General features: G+C 59.2%; 22 protein-coding genes. 8 read left to right on the top strand and 14 right to left on the bottom strand.

Annotation, left to right across the window (positions count from 1 at the left end):
• Positions 1 to 52: 52 nt before the first annotated feature.
• The gene (kdpF, locus tag BR41_RS23915) at positions 53 to 142 is read right to left on the bottom strand and encodes a K(+)-transporting ATPase subunit F (protein WP_035051999.1); all 90 of its coding nucleotides are present in this window, start codon (positions 140 to 142) and stop codon (positions 53 to 55) included.
• A gap of 548 nt (positions 143 to 690) precedes the next feature.
• Here kdpF and leuA point away from each other — a divergent pair.
• The gene (gene leuA / locus BR41_RS01775) at positions 691 to 2,391 is read left to right on the top strand and encodes a 2-isopropylmalate synthase (protein ID WP_035051997.1); all 1,701 of its coding nucleotides are present in this window, start codon (positions 691 to 693) and stop codon (positions 2,389 to 2,391) included.
• A gap of 205 nt (positions 2,392 to 2,596) precedes the next feature.
• Here leuA and BR41_RS01770 read toward each other — a convergent pair whose 3' ends face one another.
• Together BR41_RS01770 and BR41_RS01765 are read right to left on the bottom strand one after the other, a co-directional pair.
• Positions 2,597 to 3,346, bottom strand: a complete 750-nt coding sequence (locus BR41_RS01770; RefSeq protein WP_051709778.1) for a substrate-binding periplasmic protein — start codon at positions 3,344 to 3,346, stop codon at positions 2,597 to 2,599.
• Between the two features lie 138 nt (positions 3,347 to 3,484).
• On the bottom strand, positions 3,485 to 4,225 hold the full coding sequence (locus tag BR41_RS01765) for a GntR family transcriptional regulator (protein ID WP_084186763.1): 741 nt from the start codon (positions 4,223 to 4,225) through the stop codon (positions 3,485 to 3,487).
• Between the two features lie 198 nt (positions 4,226 to 4,423).
• On the opposite strand from BR41_RS01765, the gene BR41_RS01760 reads away from it, so the two are divergent.
• The 3 genes from BR41_RS01760 (at position 4,424) to BR41_RS01750 (ending at position 9,165) form a co-directional block, all read left to right on the top strand.
• Positions 4,424 to 5,959, top strand: a complete 1,536-nt coding sequence (locus BR41_RS01760) for an SLC13 family permease (RefSeq protein WP_035051993.1) — start codon at positions 4,424 to 4,426, stop codon at positions 5,957 to 5,959.
• A gap of 178 nt (positions 5,960 to 6,137) precedes the next feature.
• Positions 6,138 to 8,540, top strand: coding sequence for a PHP domain-containing protein (locus tag BR41_RS01755; protein ID WP_035051991.1), 2,403 nt, complete (start codon positions 6,138 to 6,140; stop codon positions 8,538 to 8,540).
• Positions 8,541 to 8,760: 220 nt separating this feature from the next.
• Positions 8,761 to 9,165, top strand: coding sequence for a hypothetical protein (locus BR41_RS01750; protein ID WP_035051989.1), 405 nt, complete (start codon positions 8,761 to 8,763; stop codon positions 9,163 to 9,165).
• Positions 9,166 to 9,221: 56 nt separating this feature from the next.
• On the opposite strand, the gene nagZ is transcribed toward BR41_RS01750, so the two are convergent.
• Positions 9,222 to 10,760 carry a beta-N-acetylhexosaminidase gene (nagZ, locus tag BR41_RS01745; RefSeq protein ID WP_035051986.1) on the bottom strand — a complete coding sequence of 513 codons (1,539 nt, stop codon included), beginning with the start codon at positions 10,758 to 10,760 and terminating at the stop codon, positions 9,222 to 9,224.
• A 119-nt stretch (positions 10,761 to 10,879) separates the two neighbouring features.
• Complete coding sequence (locus BR41_RS01740) at positions 10,880 to 12,181, bottom strand: MFS transporter (protein ID WP_211251627.1); 1,302 nt, start codon at positions 12,179 to 12,181, stop codon at positions 10,880 to 10,882.
• A 127-nt stretch (positions 12,182 to 12,308) separates the two neighbouring features.
• Here BR41_RS01740 and BR41_RS01735 point away from each other — a divergent pair, with 127 nt between their 5' ends.
• The 3 genes from BR41_RS01735 (at position 12,309) to BR41_RS01725 (ending at position 15,813) form a co-directional block, all read left to right on the top strand.
• On the top strand, positions 12,309 to 13,193 hold the full coding sequence (locus BR41_RS01735; RefSeq protein WP_035051984.1) for a LysR family transcriptional regulator: 885 nt from the start codon (positions 12,309 to 12,311) through the stop codon (positions 13,191 to 13,193).
• A 167-nt stretch (positions 13,194 to 13,360) separates the two neighbouring features.
• The gene (locus tag BR41_RS01730) at positions 13,361 to 14,881 is read left to right on the top strand and encodes a glycoside hydrolase family 13 protein (protein WP_035051982.1); all 1,521 of its coding nucleotides are present in this window, start codon (positions 13,361 to 13,363) and stop codon (positions 14,879 to 14,881) included.
• 164 nt (positions 14,882 to 15,045) lie between these two features.
• The gene (locus BR41_RS01725) at positions 15,046 to 15,813 is read left to right on the top strand and encodes a type 1 glutamine amidotransferase (RefSeq protein WP_035051980.1); all 768 of its coding nucleotides are present in this window, start codon (positions 15,046 to 15,048) and stop codon (positions 15,811 to 15,813) included.
• A gap of 51 nt (positions 15,814 to 15,864) precedes the next feature.
• Here BR41_RS01725 and BR41_RS01720 read toward each other — a convergent pair whose 3' ends face one another.
• The gene (locus BR41_RS01720) at positions 15,865 to 17,442 is read right to left on the bottom strand and encodes an MDR family MFS transporter (protein WP_035051978.1); all 1,578 of its coding nucleotides are present in this window, start codon (positions 17,440 to 17,442) and stop codon (positions 15,865 to 15,867) included.
• Positions 17,443 to 17,478: 36 nt separating this feature from the next.
• A complete protein-coding gene (locus tag BR41_RS01715; RefSeq protein ID WP_051709775.1) occupies positions 17,479 to 17,904 on the bottom strand; it encodes a MarR family winged helix-turn-helix transcriptional regulator in 426 nt (141 codons plus the stop codon).
• A 204-nt stretch (positions 17,905 to 18,108) separates the two neighbouring features.
• Between BR41_RS01715 and BR41_RS01710 the strand changes: the two genes are divergently transcribed.
• A complete protein-coding gene (locus BR41_RS01710; protein ID WP_035051976.1) occupies positions 18,109 to 18,876 on the top strand; it encodes a class I SAM-dependent methyltransferase in 768 nt (255 codons plus the stop codon).
• Positions 18,877 to 18,975: 99 nt separating this feature from the next.
• Here the strand turns inward: BR41_RS01710 and BR41_RS01705 are convergent, their stop codons facing one another.
• The 7 genes from BR41_RS01705 to hfq all read right to left on the bottom strand — a co-directional run bounded on the left by BR41_RS01705 (position 18,976) and on the right by hfq (position 25,294).
• Complete coding sequence (locus BR41_RS01705; protein ID WP_035051974.1) at positions 18,976 to 20,271, bottom strand: adenylosuccinate synthase; 1,296 nt, start codon at positions 20,269 to 20,271, stop codon at positions 18,976 to 18,978.
• A gap of 116 nt (positions 20,272 to 20,387) precedes the next feature.
• Positions 20,388 to 21,533 carry an ATP phosphoribosyltransferase regulatory subunit gene (locus BR41_RS01700; protein WP_035051972.1) on the bottom strand — a complete coding sequence of 382 codons (1,146 nt, stop codon included), beginning with the start codon at positions 21,531 to 21,533 and terminating at the stop codon, positions 20,388 to 20,390.
• 68 nt (positions 21,534 to 21,601) lie between these two features.
• Complete coding sequence (locus tag BR41_RS01695) at positions 21,602 to 21,787, bottom strand: DUF2065 domain-containing protein (protein WP_035051971.1); 186 nt, start codon at positions 21,785 to 21,787, stop codon at positions 21,602 to 21,604.
• Positions 21,784 to 22,659, bottom strand: coding sequence for a protease modulator HflC (gene hflC / locus BR41_RS01690; RefSeq protein WP_035052481.1), 876 nt, complete (start codon positions 22,657 to 22,659; stop codon positions 21,784 to 21,786). The genes BR41_RS01695 and hflC overlap by 4 nt, the downstream gene beginning before the upstream one ends.
• A gap of 12 nt (positions 22,660 to 22,671) precedes the next feature.
• Positions 22,672 to 23,826, bottom strand: coding sequence for an FtsH protease activity modulator HflK (gene hflK, locus BR41_RS01685; RefSeq protein WP_035051969.1), 1,155 nt, complete (start codon positions 23,824 to 23,826; stop codon positions 22,672 to 22,674).
• A complete protein-coding gene (hflX, locus tag BR41_RS01680; protein ID WP_035051967.1) occupies positions 23,823 to 24,935 on the bottom strand; it encodes a GTPase HflX in 1,113 nt (370 codons plus the stop codon). Before hflX ends, hflK begins: the two co-directional genes overlap by 4 nt.
• Positions 24,936 to 25,030: 95 nt before the next feature.
• On the bottom strand, positions 25,031 to 25,294 hold the full coding sequence (gene hfq, locus BR41_RS01675; RefSeq protein WP_035051965.1) for an RNA chaperone Hfq: 264 nt from the start codon (positions 25,292 to 25,294) through the stop codon (positions 25,031 to 25,033).
• Positions 25,295 to 25,396: the final 102 nt, after the last annotated feature.

Raw genomic sequence — 25,396 nt, 5'->3', positions numbered from 1 at the left:
TCCGCATCAGCCTCGCTTCATCGGGCAGCCAAGCCGCCCAGACGAAACAGGCTTAAAAGCGCTCCGGTTTGAACAGCGCGTACACGAGATAAACAAGCAGCAATGCCGCTGCAATGCCCGCCAGCCAGTCGATCAGGATCATGACAATTTGCCTCCCGCCTTGCTGCACACCCACACCAGCAGGAATGTCAGCACGGCAAACACGCCGATGAGGGCGATGTAGACCGCATCCATTTGTGTTTCTCCTTTGTGAACGAATGCGCCGCTGGCAAAACCAGAGACGTTTCATGCCGCAAATGTAAGAAAACGGACGTAAAGACGGGGTCAAAAGACGGGGGCGGGATATAAAAATCGTGTAAAGACGGGGCGCGATGAGGTGTGAGGTGTGAGGTGTGAGGTGTGCGGTGTGCGGTGTGCGGTGTGCGGTGTGGCAGAGGGTGACGCCACCGCTGCCTCTGTAGGAGCGAGCTTGCTCGCGATTGCATCGTGTCATCCACCATTGCCATCGCGAACAAGCTCGCTCCTACAAGATTATAGAAACAGTACTTTTTGTCTAATTTCCACTTGAAAAAGTGAGCACCCAGTCGAAATCAATCTTGCATTTGACAAAATTTCATACACTCAGGTAGCTTCTGATTTCAAACTCGATACAAATAAATACTTTTTGTCCAAAATATCAGGAGCCAGACCATGCTCACCAACCCGTCCCGCAAATATCGCACCTTCCAGCCCATCGCCCTCCCCGACCGTACCTGGCCGGACAAAGTGATCACCACGCCGCCGATCTGGATGAGCACCGATCTGCGCGATGGCAATCAATCGCTGATCGAGCCGATGAGCGTGGAGAAGAAGCTGCGCATGTTCGAGACATTGGTTGCAGCTGGCTTCAAGGAAATCGAGGTCGCCTTCCCATCCGCCTCGCAGACCGATTTCGACTTCGTGCGCATGCTGATCGAAGAGAACCGCATCCCGGCCGATGTGACCATCGAAGTGCTCACGCAAGGGCGTGAAGACCTGATCCGCCGCACCATCGAATCGCTCGCTGGTGCGCGCCGCGCCATCGTCCACCTGTACAACGCGCTCGCGCCCAACTTCCGCCGCATCGTGTTCGATACCGATCAGGCCGGCGTGAAGGCAATCGCACTCAATGGCACCCGGCTTATCAAGCAATTGACCGACGAGCGCCCGGGGACAGAGTGGGTCTACCAGTATTCGCCGGAGACGTTTTCGGCCACCGAGATCGAATTCGCCAAGGAAGTCTGTGATGCCGTGGCGGATATCTGGCAGCCCACACCGCAACGCAAGATGATCTTCAACCTGCCTGCCACGGTGGAGATGTCCACGCCTAATACCTATGCCGACCAGATCGAGTGGATGAGCCGCAACCTCGCCCGGCGCGACAGCATCATTCTCTCGGTGCATCCACATAACGACCGGGGCTGCGCAGTCGCGGCGGCAGAGTTAGCGGTGATGGCGGGGGCGGATCGCGTCGAAGGCTGCTTGTTCGGCAGTGGTGAGCGCACCGGCAACGTCGACCTGGTAACACTGGCGCTCAATCTCTACAGCCAGGGCGTGCACCCGGGGCTGGATTTCTCGGATATCGATGCCGTGCGCCAGACCGCCGAGTACTGCACGCAGTTGCCGGTGCATCCGCGCCATCCCTATGCGGGTGATCTGGTGTTCACGGCGTTTTCCGGCTCGCATCAGGATGCGATCAAGAAGGGCCTCGCCAAACAGCAGCCGGACGAAATCTGGGAAGTGCCTTACCTACCGCTCGACCCGGCCGACCTCAACCGCAGCTACGACGCTGTAATCCGCGTGAACAGCCAATCCGGCAAGGGTGGCGTGAGTTATCTGTTGCAGCAGGAACATGGCTTTGATTTGCCGCGCCGCCTGCAGATTGAATTCAGCCGCGCCATCCAGCGCGTGAGCGACGAAACCGGCCGCGAAGTGACGGCGAGCAATATCCACGCCCTGTTCAGCCGCGAATACCTGCAGCAGCAAACGCCGTGGCGTTATCTGCGCCATAGCCTGGAGGAGCAATCCGGCGGCGGCGTGGATGCGGTGCAGATCGAGGTGGAACTGGAAATCGCCGGTCAGCGCAAATTGGTGATCGGCAACGGCAATGGCCCGATTGCGGCCTTCGTCGCCGCCTTCAAGCAAGTCGCCGACATCGACGTAGCCGTGCTGGATTACCACGAGCACGCACTCAAGGGCGGCGCGGATGCCGAAGCGGCCTGCTACATCGAACTACGCGTGAACGGTGGCAACAGCGGCTACGGTGTGGGGACGGATCGCAATATCGTCGCGGCGGCGATCAAGGCTTTGCTGTGTGGCGTGAACCGGTCAGGGGCGCGGGTAAACAGCAGCAATGAAGCGACTACCGTTTGACGAAAATCATACGGACGTACCAGGAAAACCGGAGTCTGTGCAGAGAATATCTGTAGGAGCGAGCTTGCTCGCGATTGCCACGCATCAACTCACGAAGCAATCGCGAGCAAGCTCGCTCCTACAAAACCCGCTTTCCTCTGTGCTCTCTGTGTGCTCACTGATCTCTGTGTCTACAGATTTTGATCTGTAACCAGGCCTAGCACGCTCAAGGCAGCGGCGGCTTGAAATACGGCTTGCCGTTCGGCGCGGGTAGCGCATAACGCTGCGCCAGCGATTCATACAGACCGCTGCGGAGCGTTTGCGCCAACGCCTGATTGAACCGGTCGCGTGCGGCTTCTTCGCGAAACACCAGCCGATAGAGCGTCGGCGGGAACAGCGCGAACGGGCACAGCGGTTGGCTGCCGTCCAGCTGCGCATTCAGATGCGTGCTGAAATACTGAAAGATATTGATGTCGGAGATCGCCACATCGGTGCGGTGGCTATAGAGCAGGCGATCGAGCGAGATTTGCGGTGAAGCTTCGGAGTAACCCCGGTTGCTGGCGGCCATCAGCGCGAAGTCCGTGCCAAGGTAGCGCTGCGCATTCTGGAATGCGACGACGTTATAGCGCTGCAAATCCGGGATGCTGTGCAGTTCCAGTTTGCTGCTGCACAGGGTAATCGCCATGTTCTTGTAGGCGATATACGGCTCGGAAACGAAGCCGCCTTCGTTGCCGATCACGGCATCGACCTGCTTGCTGATCAACCAGCTTTGCGCCCGCTTGTTGGGGGCGTGGAGCACCTCAGGCTGGTAGCCGGCGGTGCGCAGGATGGTGCTCACCAAGTCATATTCCACGCCGCGCTTTTCTTCTTCCCACACATACGGCGGCTTGGTTTCGCCAATGGCAACCCGCAATACCGGCTCACCGGCCGCCCAGCTGCATGGCGCAACCAGCAGCAAAGCCAGCATGATTGCCATGCCGTGCCTGCCCCTCTGCTTAGCGACCCAATCTGTGTTGGTTTTCATGTCAGAAAGATAGTCCATCACGCGATATGAAAAATCCATAAATCACAGTATGTACGGCATCGATGACACGGCACCCATTGGCGATGGTCACTACTCGGCAATGCGGATGCCGCCAGCGCTATCGAGCGCGAATTCATACCGCTCCGCCCGAATGAAAAACACCGTGTGCTCACACACGCTGCCATCCTCGAACCGGGATATGCGCTCCAGCTCCAGCAGCGGATGCGTACGCTTGGCATTCAGCACGGCGGCGAACTCTTGCCCGGCCAGGCGAGCGCGGATGGTCAGGTCTGCACGATCGATGCGTTGGCCAGTGAGCTGTTCGATCAAGGCGTAGGACGGCTGCTGTTCGACTTGCTCCCACGTCAGCGCCATATCGCTGGCGATGTGGGTGCGGGCCAGCGCAATCGGTTCGCCATCGAGGCGGTGCAAACGCTGCAAGGCGACGCAGCGCTTGAGCTTGGCCGGGAACACGCCACGCAAGCCGGCCGGTACGGCAATCTGCTCCAACGCGATCAGCTTCATCTCCGGCGCCTGGCCTTGCAGCAGCAACGAATCATAGAAGCCGCGCAACACATCCAGCCCATGCCGCACCCGCCGCGTTTCGACCACGAAAGTGCCCTTGCCCTGCTTGCGCTCGACGAGGCCGGCATTGACCAATCTGGCAATCGCCAGCCGCACCGTCACCCGGCTCACCCCGAAACGCTCGCCCAGCTCGGCCTCGGATGGCAGCTTGCCCGTTGGGCCGAAGCGGCGACTTTCGATCTCCACACGCAACAAATCAGCAATTTGCTCATACAGCGAAAGCACGTTATCGCGGGCCACATCCATAGACAAATCCAGTTAAATCAAGATTGATTCGATAAACACGCATAAGAATATGCCAACTCATTCGTTGGCAAACTTGTATTAAAACGTATTATCCAACCTCAAGGCCGGACTGACGAGTACGGCGCTCATTTTCTGCGTGAATCGCCTTGGCTCACGCTTGCGTCCCGTCCGTTTAAAAAGAGCCGCGAAGGAACCACCGTGAACAGCCCCTTAACCCCCACAACGCTGCAACCGCGCGCCGGTTGGCAAGCATACCTGCCTTTGATCGTGCAGCCCCTGATCGGGCAACAACGCCCGCTCTTGAAAGCCCAGCTCGGCTTTATTGCTGCGTGGCTCGCGTTCTTCTTCATCCTGTTTGCCCTGCCCGCTCCGGCCGGTCTGCCACCAGCGGGCAAGGCGACGCTCGCCGTCGTCGCCTGGGCCAGCATCATCTGGGTGACCGAAGCCATGCCGGTCGGCGTCAGCGGATTGTTGATTCCTGCCCTGCTGGTACTCGCCCACGCCGTGACGCCGTTTGCCAAAGCAGCCGGCGGCTTCAACACACCGGTGGTGTTCCTGTGCCTGGCCGCGTTCGTGTTCTCCGCCATCATGCAGGCGGCCGGACTGGATCGGCGCATTGCCTTGTTCCTGCTGGACAAACTCAAGACGCGCACCGCCAACGGCGTGATCTGGGTGATGTTCGTGGTCAATTTCGTGCTGGGTTTTCTGGTGCCGGCCGCCAACGCCCGCGCCGCGACATTGCTACCGGTCACCAACGGCATCATCGGCCTGTTTGGCGATACGCCGCAGGAGCGCAGCGCCAAGAAAGCCATCGTGATCCAGACGCTGGTCTACGGCTCGATGATCAGCGGCATGTGCGTGCTGACCGCCCATTTGCCGAATATGGTGATCGTCGGCCTGCTGCAGAAAAAACTCGGCCTGCATATCTCGTGGCTGGACTGGTTCAAGCTGCAATGGCCGTATCTGGGCATGTTCGTGCTAACGCAGCTGTGGGTGCAGTTCTATTTCAAATCCCGCGCTGTGCCGTTGCCGGGCGGCCAGGCCGCCATCACAAGCGAACGCGCTGCGTTGCCACCAGCCGGTGTGCAGCACAAAACCATTCTGGCCGTGTTTGGCGTAGTGGCCGCCATGTGGGCGACCGAAGCGTGGCACGGCATTCCGTCCGAAGTCGTCGCCCTGCTCGGGCTGGCCTTGCTGTTCGTGCCGGGGCTGACTGGCCTCGGCTGGAAAGATATTCAAGCCCGCACCATCTGGGGCACGTTCTTCCTGCTGGCCGGGGCGCTGTGCCTCTCCGCCGCCATCAGCGATACCGGCCTCGCGCCGTGGGTGGCTGATCTGCTGTACCGCTTTGCACAAGGCCATCCGTGGTGGCTGGCGCTGCTGATCATCATGCTGGGCACGCATGTGGCACGCATCGCGATGCTCTCCAACGTCGCCGCCGTAACGATGATCGCGCCAATCATGCTGGCGCTGGCCCCCAAGCTCGGCCTGCACCCGGCTGCCTTCACCTTGCTGGTGTGCGATAGCGATAGCTTTGCCTACATCCTGCCCACGCAGATCACCGCCGCCGTGGTGGCATATAGCAGTGGCGCGTTCACCACAGCGGACTACGCCAAGGTCGGCGTGGTGTCGGTGCTGATCGGCATCGCCTACGGGATTCTGGTGATGGCGCCGTGGTATGCGCATCTGGGGATTCCGGTATGGGATGCGACGGCGGTTTGGCCGTTTGGTTGATGCCCTGACGTTACAAATTTCAGCATGTCGTCCCCCCCTTCTCCGAAGGGGGGCTAGGGGGGATTTCTGCGTCATATCAAATTGCAGTGATCATTAGTAATTGCGTCGAAATCCCCCTCAATCCCCCTTCGAGAAGGGGGAGGCTAAAACCCGTGGCCCAGTAAAAGTGAGCTGAAAAATGAACGACCCCAGACCTGTAGTTAACAACTACGCGGCCCTACGCGCCCGCCTCGGCCCCCACCACGCCCCGACCGGCCTGTACGAGCGCAACAAAGCCCTCCCCTTCGCCGGCCGCGTGAGCTGCTCGGTCGACAAACTGGAAGCTGGTGAATGGACGGAAATCATCCTTGATTACGAAGTGGGCGCATCCGGCATCGCCGACGGCGCGTGGCTCAAGGCGACGTTCAAGTTCTATTCCGACTGGGCGCTATTCCAGACGTCCGATCCGGCCGGCGCGAACTTCATCAGTGCCGAATACCAAGCCGCACCACTCGCCCCCGGCCAGAGCCCGGCCACAGTGCAGGCACTGCACGTACGCTTCGAGCAAAAGGGCCACGAGCGTCCGTTTCAGAAAGCCATCATCGTCGATGTGATCGACGGCTATCTGAATGCCGGCGACCATATCGTGATCCGGCTGGGTGATCGGCGTCAGGGCGGACCGGGCACGCGGGTGCAGACGTTTATCGAGGACAGTTTCCGCTTCCGTTTTTACGTCGACCCGCTGGGCACCTCGCGCTTTGTCGCCGTGCCGGGCGATGTCGTCATCGACATCCATGCCGGCCAGCCGGCACAAGTCTTGCTGCAAGCGCCCCGCTTCGCCCGCCCCGGCACACCGCTCCCGGTGCGCGCCTCGCTGATGGATAGCTGGGGCAATATCTGCTCGGCGGTGGGTGGCACGATCCGGCTGATTACCCGGGATGGCGATGAGATCGTGCATCAGCGGGATTACGCCGTACCCGGAACCGGTTGGGCCTCCATCGGCATCGACAACTTGCCCAACAACGCCGGCACGTTACGGCTGGAAGCCAGCTTGCTGAGCGCCCCACGCGTCACTACGGGCACCGCATGGCTATCGATTTTCGACGCACCCAACGCCCCACGCGCCTTCTACGCCGATCTGCACGTGCACGCCCACGACACCGTCGGCACCAACAGCCCGGCCTACAACGTGACCTATGCGCGAGATATCGGCGGCATCGATGTCTTCGGCTACACCGTCAACGATTTCCAGATCACCGATGCCAACTGGCAGCTCGGGCTGGAGGCGGTGGAAGCCTTCAACGAACCCGGCCGCTTCGTCGCCTACCCGGTGCAGGAATGGTGCGGCAGCTCGACGGCAGGCGGCGATCACAACGTGGTGTTCCTCGGCAACGACGCGCCGGATTTCCCCTACAACGCCCGTGGCGAGCACAACCGCACGCTGGTATGGAACGAAGAAATGAAAGGCACCGCCGCCGAGCTGGGGCGCTGGCCGATCGAAGAACTATGGGACGCCTATATCGAGGCGCCCGAGCAGCACCTGATCATGCCCCACGTCGGCGGACGGCGTTATATCCCGGATTGGCATCACCCGGAGCTGGAACGGCTGGTGGAAATCGCCTCGAGTTGGGGTCACTTCGACTGGCTCTATCGCGACGTGATCGCACGTGGCTACCAGCTTGGCGTGGCAGCCAGCGGCGACGAGCATCGCGGCCGGCCCGGTGGTGGTCCACCCGGCGTACAAGTGTTCGGTGTGCGCGGCGGGCTGACCGGCGTGTTGGCCGAACGGCTCGACCGCCAGACCATCGGCCGCGCACTGCGTGCCCGCCACACTTGGGCAACGACAGGCGAGCACACCGCGTTGCTGGTGCGTTGCGGCGATTTCGTCCAGGGCGATGCCTTTGCCCACCACGGCCCGGCCAAGCTTGATTACCGCTTCCTCGGCCAGACCGGCTGGGAATCCCTTGCCGCCTACGATCACGCTGGCCTGATCTGGGAGCGCAATCTGCATCAGGAGGCAGGCTTGTCCGAGCGCTTGATCCGCGTGCGCTGGGGCGGCGCACGGATTCGTGATCGTTATCGCTGGGCGGCATGGCAAGGCCGCATCCACATCCTCAACGGCACCATCAACCGCTTCGGTGGGCACGGCTTTGAGCACATCGAGGAAGCATGCTGGCGCGAGGGCGCAACCGATATCGGTTTCCGCAGCGATACCTATGGCGACGCGGACAGTGTGGAAATCGACGTGAGCAATCTCACCCATGCCCGCATCGTGATCGAAGGGCACATTGATAGCTTCATCAAGGTCGGCGACCCGTTGCAGCGCAATCCGTTTGCCCATGCGCCGGATTTCCATTGGGAAATCAGCGGTGCCGAACTACTGGCGCAAAACAGCCTGCGGCTGGAACTGGGCGGCACGGAACTGTTCATCGCGCTGGAACGGCTAACCGATCAGACCTTGCCGGTGGATGTGAGCGGCAGCATCGAGATCGAACCAGTCAACAGCCCGTTCGGCTTTCGCCCGGTGTATCTGCATGGCCGGCAGCGCGATGATGGCAAGGTGTGGTCATCGGCGCAGTTCATTACCTTTGCCGAGCGCTGAAAGACGGGGAACGGATGTTGTACAAATGAAGGGGCAGCGTCACTGAAATATGCATATTGCATATGATGATTCAGAATCCATTGCAGATCATAGGAACTGATCACTCACACCCAAGCGCAGCAACGTCCCATCGTTCATCTCACTGAACGATTATTTGACAGCCCGCGGGCGCTTGGCAGCGCTTGATTCGTTACGCGATAAACAACTACAAGGATGCATGATGGACATCATTAAAGTGGTCGTATTCGTTGCCGCAGCCGCCATCGGGGCGAAAGCCGTGCAGTACGTCATGGCACCGAACGTCAATAAAGAGCTGGCCAAGGCTGCCGAGAAAATGAATCAGGATTTGCCAAAGATGGTGGATCCGGTAACGCGCCTGAATCACGTTGATACTGGCGACAAATCCATCCAGTACAACTACACCCTCACCGACCCTGCGCTTGCGGATATCGACAAATCGAAACTGCTGGATCTGGCTCGGCCCAAATTGCTCGAGGCCTATTGCAAAAGCCCGTCAATGCAGCCGTTTTTAAAGAACAACGTCACTGCCACCTACAGTTATAAAAATGCATCGGGCGGGGACATCCTATCGATCAGGATTACGGCAGCCGACTGCCACGCGTGATTCAAGGTCGTGCCATGTTCCATATCGACATGGCACGCCCCAATTCATCAGCAGGATCAATCCTGCAACAGCTTTGCCACCACCGGCACCAGCGCAGGCGGCCGATTACCATAAGCAGCCAGTCGTCCTTTGGCTTGCGGCGCCAAATCCAGGTCATAAGGCAATCGCCCCGCTACCAGCCATAAACGTTCTTGCGGCAAAGCGGCAATCAAGGCTTGCTGGCCGGGCGACAAGACCGCGTTATAACTTTGCAATACGATTTGCGGCGCAGCGCCCACTAGCGCCAATACAGCGGCAATTTCGTCCTCGCCGCATTGCGGCTCTACCACCACTTCGCCGACCGCCAAGCCAGCAGCCAGGAATTGCGGCAGCATCGAGCCGCGTGCATCCCTTTTGCCACCGAGCGCGACTTCATCGATTTCGGTATGCGTATTGACCTCGGCGGTAATCAGCAATACCGGCTTGTTTTTATCCAATGGCTGGAACTCGCTCTGCACTTTCAACGCGGCGGCTTGCACTTTGGCAGCCAAGGCCATCGCAGAGGGTTGCTGCAGGCGTTCTGGCCACTGCGGCAGATCACGCCAGTTCAGAATGGCCGGCTTTTTCTTCAAGCGCGTAATGCGAGCCAAAGCAGTATTCAATCGCTCGCTGGAGATATGCCCGGACTCAACCGCTTGCTGCAACGCCAGCACCGCATCCTTTTGGCGAGATTGGGTATGCGATACCAAGACCATATCGGCGCCCGCCACAATCGATTGCACCGCGCCTTTGACCACGCCCATGCCATCCGCAATCGAGGCCATTTCCAGGCAATCGGTCAGCACCATGCCGTCGAAACCCAGCTCGTCGCGCAACAAGCCCGTCAACACGGCATGCGATAGGGTCGCCGGCAGGGCGGTATCAGGCTCGATGGCGGGAAAGACGATATGGGCAGTCATCAACGAATCGACGCCTGCGGCAATCGCCGCTTTGAAGGGCGCGAGTTCGACATCATGCAAGCGGCCCCGATCATGCGGCACCACCGGCAAGGCATAGTGGGAATCGGCGGCGGTATCGCCATGACCGGGGAAATGTTTCGCCATTGCAGCCAAACCGGCCGCCTGAATGCCCCGCATTGCCGCCAGCCCATATTCACAGACCGTTGCCGCATCTTCGCCATAGGCGCGCACGCCAATCACCGGATTATGCGGGTTGTTGTTCACATCCAGATCCGGGGCGAGGTTGAGATTAATGCCCATCTGGCGCAATTCATCGGCACCAATTTGGGTTAAGGCCTCGCAATCTGCAATCGAACCGGCTGCCTGAAAGGCCATTGCGGAGGGCAAAGGCGTTACGCCCTCCTCGATCCGCATCACCATGCCGCCTTCCTGATCAATACCGATCAGCAATGGCAAATCACTGACCTCGGCATTGATTTCCTGCAGACGGCGGCACATTGCCGCCACTTGCGCCGGCGATTCGATATTGCGCCGGAACAGAATCACTCCGCCGATACGCTGCTCACGGATCAGCCCCTCGATATGGGCATTGGGCATATATCCATCAAACCCGGCCATGACAAGTTGCCCAACTGCGTGTTGTATCGATTCAGACATATCCGGTTCCTGACTGGTGATGGGAAGGCATCAGGCACTCCAACCTGATGGCGTCTGAAATGTACGGGCTTATCTGAATGCCTGAAATGTCCCGGGATAACGTCAGGTTTGTTCAAAACTCACATTTGGATGGGGTTTGCTGGCACCGCCTTTGGAAACAACGGCCAGGCAATCAACGCGCACACCACGCCCAACAGCCAAACTGCCGGCCAACCGCCGTGCGCCAGCAAAACAGGGATGGCGAGCGGAGTCAGGAATAGCGTGATGAAGGCGCAAGTGTTACCCAAACCAAGCGCAGTACCGGCACGGCTGGCACCGGCCAGGGTGGCGAGTTCGGTAAAGGCGACGCCATGCCACGCGGAGGCGCAGATACCGCCCGAGATCAGGATCGCGATGATGATGGGCGTGATCACGGCATGCCAGCCGGGGGCGTTGGCGGCGATCATCACCAACCCAGTCAGAACGGCGAAGAGGATGGCGCTCAGCACGCTGCAAGTGCGCATATAGGCACGGCGATTGCGGTTGCGATCGGTCCAGCGGCCGCTCCAGACGCGCATGATCGCGGCACCCACTTGCACCGCTGCCAGCGTGGCGCTAATGGCCACCAAGCCGACATGGCTGAAGTCGTGCAGGAATACCGAGGCAAACGTCAGCACGGCAATTTGTGGCGCGCACAATACGCCGATACCGAGCGCGACGCGCCAGACATGAGCATCGCGTAGCGGCCCGCCTGCAACTGGGGTAGCGGCGGATGCAGGCGCCGCACTGACCTCGGCCACTGGTGGCTCGTGCAACCAGCGCCACGCAAACAACGCGGTCACAGCGCACAGCAACGCCAGCACACCGTAGACGGCAGTGAACCCATGCCACGCCGCGAGTGCCGGCAGCAATAGCGCGCCGATACCGCCACCGGTCGGGACGGCAGTCTGGCGGATACTCATCGCCAAGCCACGCTCCCCTTCCTGAAACCAGCCCATCACCGCTCGGCCACTGGAGCCATTGACGCTGCCGCCCAACAGGCCGACCACCATCAACCCGAGCGCCAGCACCAGCAGACTCGGCACGTGCGTGGCGGTTGGCGCAGCAAACAGCGCCATCAAGGCCAGCGCCGCCGCTGTCGCGCCCAAGCCGGTGAGCAACACGCGGCGATCGCCCCAGCGGTCGGTGAGCAAGCCCCACGGCAATTCGCTCAGCGCGATGCCCAAGCCGAGCATGCCAATCGCCAATCCGAGCTGGGCATTGCCCAGGTGATAGTCCGTGCGCATCAGCACGGCGGTCGTGGGGATGCCGGAAAACGCCGCCGAAAAACTGGCATTGGCTGCTACGCCGATGCCCAGCACTTTCCAGCGGTGCTTGCGATCCCGTGCCATCGCACCTGCTTGAGCGGGCGCGACGGGAAGCGGCAAACTGAGGTCGGTCATCCCTTTCTCCATCCGTAAATATGAAGTTGCCATATTACGAGCGGCCTTTACATCGGAAAAGCAGGAAAATAAGATCACATCCATCGCCCTTTCCGATTCACCTATCATCCATCTGCAGGCCAGCACCATGCGCGATTTCGATCTGACCCAACTGCGGACGTTTGTCGCCGTCGCCGAGGCGGGCAGCGTCTCGGCCGCCGCCAGTAAAATTTTCCTGTCGCAATCGACCGTGAGCGAACAAATCAAGAAGCTGGAAGAGCGAGCCGGCCAACCGCTGCTGCTGCGGAGCAAGAAAGGCACGCAACCGACCCCGGCCGGAGAAAAACTGCTGGGTTATGCACGGCGGATTCTGGCGCTGAGCGAGGCGGCGCTGGAGGATTTGCAAGGGCGTGCGCTGGATGGCGAGCTGCGCATCGCCATCACCGATTACTTCCGCCCGACCGATATTGCGCGGATTCTCAAACGCTTTGCGGAGCAGCATCCGCGCTTGCGCTTGCATGTAACCGTGCAGAAAAGTGCCGCCATCGAACGCTCGGCGGATGAGGGCGAATTCGATATCGGCCTATCGATGCGGATGGTCGGCGAAGACGGGCGGCATCTTGCAGGCGGGATGCCGTGGCCACAATCGACCGTCGTCCGCCGCGAGCGCATGGTGTGGGTGTCGCATCCCGATTACGCGGAAATATCGCCACCGCAGCAGCCCCTGCCGCTGGTGGTCTTGCCCAACTGCGCGCTACAAGGGCTGATTTTGAGCTTGTTGGAGCGCAACAAGCTGACCTATCTGATCGCACACACGGCATCCGGCGTGGCTGGCTTGCAGCTGGCTTTGGGCGCGGGCTTGGGTATTTCCTGCCTGAACGAATCAGCTATCGGCCCTGGCCTGGCCGAATGCCCGGCGGAAATGGGCTTGCCGGCCCTACCCATCGCCGAATTCAGCCTGTTGCCGGCCCAGCCCGGCGAAGGTCAGCTGGTGAGCGATGCCCGGGCGGCGCTGATCAAACTGTTCAAATGATTTGCCCTCCGCCAAAACGATGACCGACGGCGATCCGTTTGCGTGCAGGATGAATTTCTAGCAACAACAATGGTTTCAGGACGCGCTGCGATTTTTCACCAAGAGCTATCGAAAAAAGCAGCATAATTGCGTTTTTCCGCATTCAAACCGTTTTGAGTAATCATTCCATGACAAAAACTGCTCTTGATGCCTTCACCCGAAAAACCGCCAGCCAGGTCATTTACCAGATCTTCCCCGAGCGCTTCGCCATTGGTGGCGGTCTTTCCAGCGCCGAGAAACTGGCCGCTCCGGCGTATGACATCCCGGAGGCAGTCAAGCGCGGTTGGGATGAAACAACGCTCAATCAACCGTGGGGCAAGCAGTTTTATGGCGGCGATCTGGATGGCATCGCCGGCAAGCTCGATTACCTGACTGACCTTGGCGTGACCGGCGTTTATCTCACGCCGGTTTTCAGCGCACCCAGCAACCACAAATACGACGCCACCGACTTCTTCAGCATCGACCCGATGTTTGGCGGCGAAGCCGCGCTACGGCGGCTGACCGATGCGCTGCACGAGCGCAGCATGAGCTTGACGCTGGATGCGGTGCTCAATCACGTATCCGATCATCACCCGTGGTTTCTGGCCGCCAAGGCCGGCGACGCGGACAAGCGCGACTGGTTTACCTTCCGCGAGGATGGCAGTTATCTGTGCTGGCAAGACTACGGCTTGATGCCGGAGCTGAACCTGTCCAACCCCGCTGTGCGCGATGTGCTCTACCGCAACCCGCACAGTCTGGTGCAGCACTGGCTGGCGCAAGGCATCGACAACTGGCGCTTCGATGTGGCGCAAGACGTCGGTATTCCGGTCGCGCAGGAGATGGCGGAAATCGTGGCGGCACGCTTCCCCGATGCCAGCCTGCTGGGCGAGCTGAACGGGTTCTCTGCCAGCTGGTTTGCAAATCGGGATGAGATAGGCGGGGACGAAGTAGGCGGCGGCTTTCACGGCATGATGAATTACTGGTATCGCACCGCGACATTGGCGTGGCTGGCCGGTGAAATCGATGCCGTACAGATGAACCGGGCGCTCAGCGATGCTCGTACCGGCTACGGCCTCAAAGGACTGCTTTGCTCGTGGAACATGCTGTCCAGCCATGACACGCCACGCTTGATCACCACGGTAGGCAGCATCGAAAAAGCCCGCCTCGCCTTGCTGATGCAGATGACCATGCCGGGTGTACCACTGGTCTACTACGGCGAGGAAATCGGCATGGAAGGCGGGGCCGACCCGGACTGCCGCCGCCCGATGCGCTGGAACGAAGCGGAGTGGAATCAGCAGCAACGCGCCTGGGTAAAACAGCTGATCGCCATCCGCCAAGCCAATCCGGCGCTGCAATATGGCGACGTGATCGTGCTGGGCGACCGGATCGCCGGTAACGCGCTGATCTTCCTGCGCCATACCGATGTACCGGGCGAAGCGGCGCTGGTAGTGGTGAATCTGTCCGACAAGCCGCTGAAGGCCAAGCTGCTGCTGCCCTACTCGCATTGGTATGACGGCGTGCCGTTGCGCGATGCGCTGCATGTGGCCCCGGATACCAAGGTCGAGGCGGCCAGTGTGTGGCTGGATATTCCGGCAGGATCAGGCGCGATTTACCAAGCCACCGAACCCTACAAGAACTACACGTTCTTCAAACCACGCAACCGCGGCTGATACCGCAGCGTTGACTCGATCCGGCATGGTGAAGCGACTTGGCGACTTGACCATGCCCAAACCCGATTCGCATACAATTTTTATGCAAATCCACGGCCTTTTTGCATCGTTTTAAGACCGCGCTCCTTAAATTGGCAGCGTGTTCATTCTGCAAAAGGCCACGTATGAAACCCGTTGCGATTTGCCGTCACCATGCCGCCCAAGGGCCGGGCTATCTACTCGATTTTTTTAACAACCACGATATTCCCTGGCGGCAATTCGCCATCGATGCTGGTGAAATGCCACCGGTTTCAGTACGCGATTACAGCGGCGTGGTCATCCTCGGCTCACCTGCCAGCGTGAACGACCACTACGGCTGGATGCAGCGTGAAGAAGCACTGCTCCGTGATGCCTTGTGGTTTGATCGACCCATTCTGGGCCACTGCTTTGGCGGGCAATTGCTGGCGAAAACACTTGGCTCCCGCGTCCGCCGCAATACAGTCCCGCATATCGGCTGGGGCAAAGTGCTGGTCACGAAATTCGACGAAGCCGCGCAATGGTTCGGCCCGCAGCGCGAGCTTGAATTGTTCCATTGGCACTTCGATACCTTTGAAATCCCGCGTGGTGCAAAGCGGGTGCTGTTCGGCACCTACTGCATGAACAAAGCCTTTGCTTATGGCAAACACCTCGGCCTGCAATCCCATCTGGAAGTCACCGCCCAAAGTATTCGCGACTGGTGCTTGCAGGACGGCGCTGAGCTGGATCAATACGCCGGCCCTTCCGTGCAGAGCGAGGGGCAGATTTTCCATCGGATCGATGAGCGCATTACCAAACTGCATCGGCTTGCTGATCGCGTTTATGACCAATGGAGTCGTGCGCTTGATCGTCCGATTCAGCTGGCGGTGCGCCGGCCGCATGGGGGGCCGGGTTGGGGGAAGAGTTTGATGGCTTAAGCCGGTCGCCACATGTAGCCCGGACGGCTATGCCGGCCGGGGTGTCTCCCCCTACTCCGCCACCAGGCTTCCAGCACTCCCCTTCGGCACATAAGGCGGCAGCCTCCGCGCAACCACATAACTCACCGCAATCACGATCAAGCAAGCTGCAAAAGCAAAGTGAATGCCGCTCACCAAACCTTGCCGGGCGAGTTCAAGCAGATGGGATGAATCGATGCCAAGCGGCTGCGTCAACTGGTGCAGCACCTGCTGATCCTGCGCTCGCACCAACAATTGCGGTGTATCGAACAAGTGGGAGATCGCCACGTTATCGACACCGGCTTGTTGCAAGGCGGCGTCGGCATGATTCATGAAGCGCACGTTGACGATCACGCCGGCCAGACTCGCGCCAATCATGCTGCCTAGCATTCGCGTGGTCTGGATCAGCGCCGATGCCACCCCCATATCGGCACGCCCTACCGCAGTCATGATTTGCATGGTGAGATTCGGCAGCTGAAACCCAAGGCTGAATCCACACAGCCCGAACGCGATCGACATCAGCAATGGCGGCGTACTGAGCGAGAGCTGGCTCAGCAACGCCGCGCCAGCCATCAACCCGATCAGCCCCCAGGAAATCAACCGCTCCGGTCGTGGCAGGCGTGGCACCAGCCGCCCGTTGATCAGGCTGCCGATGGTGATACTCACCAGCAGCGGCGTGATCAACAAGCCCGATTCCTTGGGCGAAAAACCAAACCCGCCCTGCAGCAACAAGGGCGCATAGAACACCAGCACGAACATCACCAGACCCGTGAGCAGACCCAACGTGCACAGCTGCCGCACCGCTTGATTGGCAAACAGCCGCGGCGGAATGATCGGCGCTTTGGAGCGCAGCTGGTGGTGCACAAAGGCCGCGATCAACGCCAATGACCCGGCCATCAGCAGCCAGAACAAGGGGCTGGCGAACCCCAAGTGCTGGCCCTGCTCGGTCGTGATCAACAAGGTGCAGATGGAGACGGCAAGCAGCACAGCGCCCAGCCAGTCGATGGTGCGATCTGCCTGATCGTGGTGAACCACACGTGGCAGAAACTTCCACACCACGGGCAAGGCCAGCAAACCGACCGGCAGGTTCACATAAAAGACGCTGCGCCAGCCCAGATGCTCGGTGAGCCAACCGCCCAGCGCCGGCCCCATCGCAGTGGCAATGCCGAAGGTGGCGGACATCATCGCCTGCCAGCGCACCCGTTGCATCGGATCAGGAAACAGGTCGCTCACGCTGGCGAATGCCGCGCCGGTGAGCATGCCACCGCCGATGCCTTGCAGGCCACGGGCCAGCACCAGCTGCCACATGCTTTGCGACATGCCGCACAGCATCGATGCCAGGGTGAACATCACGACGGCGGCCAGCACGAAAGGCTTGCGGCCATACAAATCGCCGAGCCGGCCAATGATTGGAATCATGACGGCGTTGGTCATCAGATAGGCCGATGCCACCCATTGGTAGAGGCTGAAGCCTTGCAGTTCGGCGACGACACGCGGCAAGGCGGTGCCGACCACGGTCTGATCCAGCGCGATCAGCATCAGCACGTGGCAGATACCGGTCATGGCAGCGAGGGATTCGAAGCGGGAGCGTGGGGCTTGAGATGCTTGCATGGGGAGATGTATCCAGCGATAGATTCAGGCGTCGCTTCAGGCGGCAGGAAGATCAAAGGCTTGGCGCAACACGGCCAGCGCATCGAGCACCGCAGGCAACTTGGTAACAGGTACGCGGGCGAGTACTGATTCGGCGTGGCTTTCCAGTACCGCCTCCACCGCCAGGGCTTCAGCGCGACCCGCCTCGGTCAATTGCAGCAGCACGCCGCGCCGGTCGGCCGGGTTGGGTTGGCGCTCGACCCAACCTTGGGTGACGAGTTTGTCGACAGCGCGGCTGACCCAGCTCTTTTCGAGCGCAAGGATCTGGCCTAACTCCGCTTGGGATAGCGACCCGCGATGCAACACCACGACCAGCATGCGGCTCAGCGCATTGAAGCCGTTCCTGGCGAGATTTTGGCGTTGCTCGTTGATGAAGCTGCGCATGAGGTCGCGCAAGATGGCGGTATTGAAGCTGGCTGGCATGGGGAGCGTTTTAACGTACAGAGGCGAATGGCACGAATTTACGCCCAATTGGTTGCCTTTAGCAACAATACCGATTTCAATCAGTGATCTGCTTCACGCCTATCCAAGAACCAATTGGTTTATATACCAGTATATTTTCTAGTCTTGTAACAGGATAAAAGGCGCTTTACGGTAGGGCCTCCAACCCGAAAACGGAGATTAACCATGTCCGATCACGATCAACACGTCACTGCCCAATTCAACCCGGTTGCTGCGGCTTACCTGACCAGCGTGGTTCATGCGCAAGGCGAAGACTTGCAGCGCTTGGCCGCTATTGCTGCTCACTTCCCGACTGCACGGGCGCTTGATCTGGGCTGCGGCGCTGGTCACGTGAGCTTCGTCGTCGCGCCGCATGTCGCCCATGTCACAGCCTACGATTTGTCTGCGCCAATGCTGGATGTGGTGGCAAGCAGTGCTGCCGAACGAGGATTGCGGAATATCGACATCCAGCAGGGCGCCGCCGAGCAAATGCCATTTCCCGATGCAACGTTTGATCTGGTTTGCACGCGTTACAGCGCGCATCACTGGATGGACGTGCCAGCGGCACTCAAGGAAATACGCCGGGTACTGAAACCGGATGGCGTGTTGGTCGTGATGGATATCGTCGGTTCGCCCGACCCACTGTTCGATACCCATTTGCAGACCATCGAACTGCTGCGCGATACCTCGCATGTCCGCAACTATGCGCTGCCGGCGTGGCGGCAAATGCTCGTATCGGCAGGGTTTGAAGTCGGCAATGTAGATACGTGGAAGCTGCGGCTCGAGTTCGCCTCCTGGATCAGCCGGATGCGTACACCGCCTGAGCGAGTGGCTGCCATTCAGTCCTTGCTGGCGGGTACATCGGCTGAGGTGAAGGATTATCTGCAGCTTGAAGCGGATTATTCGTTCAGCCCGGATACGGCGATGATCGAAGCGCGGCCAAGCCACCGTTGAACAGCCTGTTTTCAAAGCCTGTTTTCAAATGGCGCAGACAACAAAAAACCCGCTACGAAAGCGGGTTTTTTGTTGTTCAGAGACTTGATTCGAATGGAATCAAACGCCGTACGGATGACGCAGTACGATGGTCTCTTCGCGATCCGGGCCAGTCGAGATGATGTCGACCGGTGCTTCGCAGATTTCCTCGACGCGCTTGAGGTAAGCACGGGCGTTTGCCGGCAGGTCTTCCCAGCGCTTCACGCCGAAAGTCGATTCAGTCCAGCCCGGCATTTCTTCGTAAACCGGTTCGCAAAGGGCGATCTCCTCCGCACCGATCGGCAGGATGTCGACCAGCTTGCCATCCAGCTTGTAGCCGGTGCACAGATTGATCGTTTCGATGCCATCCATCACGTCGAGCTTGGTCACGCAAAGACCGGAGACACCGTTGATCTGGATGGAGCGCTTGAGCGCAGCCGCGTCGAACCAACCGCATCGACGCGGACGACCAGTCACCGAACCGAATTCGTTGCCGCGCTTGGCCAAACCAGCGCCAACTTCGTCGAACAACTCAGTCGGGAATGGGCCGGAACCAACGCGGGTGGTATAGGCCTTCACGATGCCGAGCACGTATTGCAGCATCTGCGGTGCAACACCAGCGCCTGGGGCGGCTGCGCCGGCCACACAGTTGCTGGAAGTCACAAACGGATAAGTACCGTGATCGACGTCGAGCAGCGTGCCTTGCGCGCCCTCGAACAGCAGCGGCTGGCCGGCCTTGTTCATGTCGTACAAGGTGCGTGATACGTCGGCAATCATTGGCTTGATGCGCTCGGCGTGGGCCAGCGTTTCGTCATAAACCTTCTGGAAATCGACGGTTTCGGCCTTGAAATAATTCTTCAGCGCGAAGTTGTACCAGTCGAGATTTTCCAGCAGCTTGGCGGCGAAACGCTCCGGGTGATACACGTCCTGCAGACGGATCGAGCGACGCGCAATCTTGTCTTCATAAGCCGGACCGATGCCACGACCGGTGGTACCGATCTTCTTGTCGCCCTTGGCGGCTTCACGCGCCTGGTCGATGGCGATGTGATACGGCAAGATCAGCGGGCAGGCTTCGGAAATTTTTAAACGGCTTTGCACATCGATGCCAGCCTCGGTCAACTCACCGATTTCCTTCAGCAGCGCTTCCGGCGAGATGACCACGCCGTTGCCGATGAAGCAGGCTTTGCCTGCGTGCAAGATGCCAGACGGGATCAGGCGCAACACCGTCTTCTTGCCGCCGACCACGAGCGTATGACCGGCGTTGTGACCGCCCTGGAAGCGCACCACACCCTGTGCATGATCAGTCAGCCAATCAACGATCTTGCCCTTGCCTTCGTCACCCCATTGGGTGCCGATCACGACCACGTTTCTGCTCATGTAAACCTCAATCGAAAAACCAAATCAACACTGGTTGCGTGCTGCCGGGGCGGCAGACTACGCGCTTGGCCCAAGCACGTCAAAACAGCATGCCGGGCGGCAAATAGGTTATGGCATCAAGCCAGCGGCACAACCCGCCATTGGCCGGCTTCCAGTTGCAGTGCCCGGTCACAACCGGACTCGCCAGCCACGACGCCCAAATCAACTACCACAGTCTCGCCCTTGGCGCGCAAGGCGCGGATGGCCACGATCAACGCCGCATCATCACCTGCCGGGGCAAGGATGGCGGGCTGTACATCCGGGAACGGCAGATGGGTCAGCGCGCGCAAGTCCAGACTAAAACCAGTAGCCGGACGCGACCGGCCGAATTTCTCGCCCACGCTGTCGTAACGGCCACCACGCGCAATCGCGTTGGCAAAACCCGGCGTGTAAGCGGCAAACACCAGGCCGGTGTGATAGTCGCTGCTCTTCACTTCAGCCAGATCGAACCGGAAGCTGATACCGCGTGCTTTCAAGGCATTCGCCAAGGATTCCAGTGAATCCAGCGCGTTGGCGACACCGTCGATTGCCGGCAACGCCACGCGTGCGCGCTCCAGCACACCAGCACCACCATAGAGGGTCGGCAGCGCCAGCAAACCGGCAACGACCGTGTTATCCAGACCGTCGGTTGCTTCACGCAAGGTCGGCAAATCTTTCTGCTGCAGCGCATCGAACACTTGATCGCGCGCATCACCCTTCAATCCGGCAGCATCGGCCAGCGTATGGAACAAGCCGATATGGCCGATATCCAGCGAGACATTGCCCAAGCCCGCCAGTTGCAGGCTTTCCATCACCAGCTCGATGACTTCGACGTCGGCAGCGATGTCGGCACACCCGTAGATTTCCGCGCCGATCTGCCGTGGTTCGCGACTGGAGAGAATCCCGTCGGGACGGCTATGCACGACCGAACCGGCATAGCACAGGCGCGCGACGCCTTGCCGATTGAGGATATGCGCATCGATACGCGCAACCTGCGGCGTGATATCAGCCCGCAAGCCCATCTGGCGGCCGGACAATTCGTCCACCAGTTTGAATGTTTTCAGATTGAGCGCCGGATCGTCGAGCAGGAACAGCGATTCGACATATTCGATCAACGGCGGCATCACCAACTCATAGCCATAACGCGCAAACACATCCATCAAGGTTCGGCGCATGGTTTCGATCTGACGCGCTTCACGCGGCAGCACGTCAGCAATGTTTTCCGGCAGTATCCAGTTTCGCATTTTCGTTTTCTATTCAAACCAAAGCCCGCCGACCGAAGCCAGCGGGCTGAAGACATCATTTTAACGGATTAATGGAGCGCGAGCGCGATCAGCAAACCGGCCATCATTACCAGAAAGCCGAAAATACGGATTTGTCGCGGCTCCCACTCGGCCAGCCGGCCCATGGTGCGTTTCCATGCACCCGGCGAGGCAAAGGGCAAGATGCCTTCAAATACCAGAACCAGAGCCAGCGCTAAGCCAATGCTGCCGTTCACTTGCTGTTGCCCTTCGGGTTCTTCATGTACTTGAAGAAGTCAGCGCTCGGATCAACCACCAACACGTCGCTCTTCTTGTTGAAGCTCTGCTTGTAGGCATCCAGGCTCTTGTAGAACGCGTAGAACTCCGGATTCCGGCCATAAGCCTCAGCATAAATCGCAGCGGCCTTCGCGTCGCCCTCACCCTTCTGCTGCTGGGCGATGTTATAGGCATCAGCAAGAATCACAGCCCTTTGCCGCTCGGCATCGGCCTTGATCCGGTCTTCCTCGGCCGAACCTTCAGCGCGCAGCTTGCTCGCTACCGCTTTACGCTCGGACTGCATCCGCTCGTATACCGACACCAGCGTGCTGTCTTCCAGCTCGACGCGCTTCACACGTACGTCGACCACTTGCACACCAATCCGCGCGGCGTCGGAATCGGCCACTTTGCGCACGTAATCCATCACTTCGTCACGCTTGCCGGAAATCACGTCTTGCACCGTGCGTTTACCGAACTCGTCGCGCAGCATGTTGTTGACGGTATTGCGCAGCCGATCCACAGCCTTGCGCTCATCCAGGCCGACCGCCTTGTAATAGCGCTCAACATCGACAATCTGGTACTTGATATAGCTGTCGACCTTGACGTTCATCTTTTCGATGGTCTGCACCCGAGCCGGCACATTTTCATCGATGGTCTGGATACGTTTGTCGAAGAAACGGACATCTTGCAGCAGCGGCACTTTGAACTGGAAACCCGGCTCTTTGATTACACGTCGGGCTTCAGAGAACTGGAACACAACGGCGTATTGGCGCTGGTCAACCGTGAAGAACGACATGCTCAACACAAACAGAACCACCAGCACCACTGCCAATGTAGGAAGAATACGGTTCATGGTCATTCCTCCTTAGCGGCCGTCGCGCTCGCCACGCGAGCTGGTTGATGGGATTGGCGCAGGCTGCGCCTGCACGTCGTTAGCTGCCGCTGGCGGTGGTGTTTGAGGCGGGGCATTGAGCTGCATCAGCTTATCAAGCGGCAGGTACAGCAGATTGTTGCCGGCTTTCTGATCCACCAGCACCTTGGTGGTCTTCTGGAAAATCTCTTGCATCGTGTCGAGATACATCCGGTCACGCATCACTTGGGGGGCCTTGGCATATTCGGCGGCAATCTGTTTGAAGCGCGAGGCATCACCTTCAGCCGTAGCGACGACTTGCTGCTGGTAGCCTTGCGCCTGCAACTTCAGTGCGGAGGCCGTACCGCTGGCTTTGGGAACCACATCGTTGGCATAGGCCGTACCTTCGTTGATCAAACGCTGCCGGTCCTGGCGCGCCTTGACCGCGTCGGCAAACGAGTTCTGCACTTCGTTGGGCGGCTGCACATCCGAGATGTTGACCCGTGCGATCTGAATACCCGTCCGGTATTTGTCGAGCAAGGCCTGCATGCTTTCCTTGGTGTCTTCACCGATCTTGCCGCGCCCTTCGTTCAGCACGAAATCGACGCTATTCCGGCCAACGACTTCGCGAATCGACGTCTCAGCGGCCTGTTTGACGAGATCGCCGCCTTCGCGGTTGTCCTTGCGGTTATTGAAGACAAAGTCCTTGGCGGACTTGAGTGTGTACTGAATCTCAAGCTGGACTTCGATGATGTTCTGGTCTTCCGTCAGCATGATGGCTTCGTCACGCGAGGCATTGCCCTCGGCGCGTGTACCTACTTCAAGACTGCGGATTTCGGTGACGTTAACCAGTTCACGCCGCTCGATCGGCCAAGGTAGATGCCAATGCAGACCGGAATTCTCGACCGTGCCGATGTAGCGGCCAAAACGGGTGATGACCGCATTTTCGCGCTCATCGACAACGTAAAAGCTGGAGCCCCCCCACAAGACCAACAACACGGCGACGATGACAACAGCGCCCGTCGACCCCAGCGAACCACCACCAGGTTGCGGGGCGCGACCATTGCTGCCGAACAGGCGGGACAGCTTGTTGCTCAGATTGCGGAAAATTTCGCCCAGATCAGGCGGGCCATTGCGGCGACCGCCCCACTGTGGATCGTTTTGGCTCATGGAGTCTCGTTTTCCTCGCGGGATTGGCTCATTGTTTCGACGAGAGCGGCGCGCAGTATATCAAGCCCGCCACCTTGCACAGCACTGACACGCACGGCACGGATTTTACCATACTCATCCCGCTCGACCGCTGGCTCAGCGCCCTTCAGATCAATCTTGTTCCAGACCATCAATTGATCAATGCGTTCTGCGCCAATTTCACGCAAAACATGATTGACAGCCTCGACCTGCATCTCACGCATCGGATGATTGATATCAACAACGTGCAATAGCAAATCCGCTTCGATGGTTTCTTCCAGCGTAGCCCGGAATGCCGCAACCAAAGTATGTGGCAGATTGCGGATAAAACCGACCGTATCCGAAATCACCACGGAATGATCCGCATCCAGAAACAACTTGCGCGATGTTGTATCCAGCGTCGCAAACAATTGATCCGCCGCGTAAATCTTAGCCTTGGTCAGCGAATTGAAAAGCGTTGATTTGCCGGCATTGGTATAGCCAACGATTGAAATGCTGAACTCACCCCGGCGGACACGTGCCTTGCGTTGGGTAGAACGTTGCTTCTGCGCAGTGGCAAGCTGGGCGCGCAAGCGCTTAACGCGCAAACCGATCAAGCGGCGGTCGGTTTCAAGCTGGGTTTCACCCGGGCCGCGCAAACCGATACCGCCCTTCTGGCGTTCAAGGTGAGTCCAGCCTCGAATCAGTCGAGTCTGGATGTGCGCAAGCTGCGCCAACTCGACCTGCAACTTGCCCTCTGCAGTGCGGGCACGTTGGGCGAAGATATCCAGAATTAAGGTCGTGCGATCAAGCACGCGGCATTGGATCGCGGCTTCAAGATTGCGCTCCTGCGCCGGCGACAATTGGTGATTGAAAATCACCATTTCCGCCCCCTGCGCCCTCACCACCTCGGCAATTTCTTCGACTTTGCCGGAGCCGGCGAAAAATCGCGGATCAGGCCGGGCGCGTTTGCCTTCGACAATATGTAGCGGCTGCACGCCAGCGCTTTCGACCAATTGGACGAATTCATCGACACCATCGCGGTAGTCCGGCTCGTTGAAATCGAGGCAGACCAATACAGCGGCATCACCACCTTTGTGGCGTTCAAACATGGATATCCAAGGTGCTTGGTAAAATAGAGGGGTAAATCAGAATGGAAAACCCCGGCAGGCCTGCGCTTGCCGGGGTTTTTTGCGGAAACCTTGAATCAGGCCTCGGCTTCCGGCGCGGCGGCGGCCTGTTGCGAGTGTTCATGCGGAATCGAAACTGGCCGAGACGGCACAACCGTTGAAATCGCGTGCTTGTAGACCATCTGCGTCACGTTGTTGCGCAACAACACAACGTACTGATCGAACGACTCGATCTGGCCTTGCAACTTGATCCCGTTGACGAGGTAGATATAAACCGGAACGTGTTCCTTGCGCAGTACGTTCAGAAACGGATCCTGCAGCATTTGCCCCTTGGCACTCATTTTTGTTCTCCGATGCGTTGTTATAGGTAATACAGCAGCACGCTTACGCTTATAGTATAAAACCCGAACCCTGCCAATAGGCAGGATTACCAAGTTACTCAG

It is taken from the genome of Andreprevotia chitinilytica DSM 18519, from assembly GCF_000711875.1.
Lineage (GTDB): Bacteria > Pseudomonadota > Gammaproteobacteria > Burkholderiales > Chitinibacteraceae > Andreprevotia > Andreprevotia chitinilytica.
This window is presented reverse-complemented; position numbering and strand designations above follow the sequence as displayed.